This window comes from Streptomyces sp. ACA25 (assembly GCF_028200735.1).
Classification (GTDB): Bacteria; Actinomycetota; Actinomycetes; order Streptomycetales; family Streptomycetaceae; genus Streptomyces.
The window spans coordinates 1-1,299 of record NZ_JAQKPV010000064.1; the positions used below are offsets into that span (position 1 = coordinate 1).

A 1,299-nucleotide genomic window follows, 5' to 3' on the forward strand; every position below is an offset into this window, starting at 1 on the left:
CTTCCTTTGGGGGTGGATCTGGCGGCGGTCAACGGGCCCGCCTCGCTGACGGTTTCCGGAGACGAGGAGGCGATCGCCGCGCTGGAGGAGCGGTTGCGGGGTGAGGGCCGGAAGGTCAAGCGGCTGCTGGTCTCGCACGCGTTCCACTCGCACCGCATGGAGCCGATGCTCGCCGAGTTCACCACGCTCGCGCGCTCCCTGACCTACCACGAGCCGTTGATCCCCGTCGTCTCCACGGTGTCCGGCGTACCGGACCCCGAGCTCGCCACCCCGGAGTACTGGGTGCGGCAGGTCCGCCGTCCGGTGCGTTTCGCCGACGCCGTGCGTACGCTGCGGGAGCGGGACGTGACACAGCTTCTCGAACTCGGTCCCGACGGTGTGCTCACCGCACTCGCGGAGAGCGGCGTCGCCGCTCTCCGGAGAGGGCGCCCCGAACGGGAAACGCTCCTCGCCGCCCTGGCGCGCCTGCACGCCGCGGGGGTCCGGGTCGACTGGCGCCCACTCCTCGCGGGCGCCGGCCGAGTGCCGCTGCCCGGCTATGCCTTCGACCACCGGCGCTACTGGCCGGCCGTGCGTACCGGCCCCCACGTGGACAGCTGGCGGCACCAGGTCACCTGGACCCCGTTGAGCGCCGGCGCCGACCCGGTGCTCGACGGGACCTGGGCGGTGCTCGGCCCGCGGTCGGATGCGCTCGTGACGGAGGTCGTTCGTACCGTCGAGCGGCACGGCGGAACAGTCGTCGACCGTATCGGGGGCAACCTGGCAGGGATCGTGTCGCTGCTCGGCCTGGGCGAAGCTCCCGGACCCATGGCCTCCGGCCTCGCCGAGACCGTCGACCTGCTCCGCGGAGTCGGGGCGCCCCTGTGGTGTCTGACACGGGGGGCGGTGTCCACCGGTGACGCCGATCCGGTGACCGACCCCGGGCAGGCGCAGGTGTGGGGCCTGGGACGGGTGGCGGCCCTGGAGCACCCGGAACGCTGGGGCGGACTCATCGACCTGCCCGCGGAGTTCGAGGACCGGACGGGCGACCTTCTGGCAGCGGTCCTCGCCGGCCTCGGCGAGGACCAGGTGGCCCTGCGGGCGACCGGTCTGTTCGCCCGCAGACTCACCACCGCGCCTGCTCCGGCAGCCGGCCCGGTGTGGCGGCCGTCGGGGCCGGTGCTGATCACTGGTGGTACGGGGGCGTTGGGTGGGCATGCTGCTCGGTGGCTTGCTGGGCGGGGTGCGGGGCAGTTGGTGCTGACGAGCAGGTCGGGTTCGGCCGCGCCGGGGGTGGCGGAGTTGGTGGCGGAGCTCGCC

The 1,299-nt window shown here is 73.7% G+C and carries 1 protein-coding gene; it reads left to right on the plus strand.

Annotation, left to right across the window (positions count from 1 at the left end):
- Positions 1–12 precede the first annotated feature (12 nt).
- Positions 13–1,299, plus strand: a 1,287-nt coding sequence (locus tag PJ985_RS23165) for an acyltransferase domain-containing protein (protein ID WP_271685848.1), incomplete at its 3' end; no start/stop codon positions are given.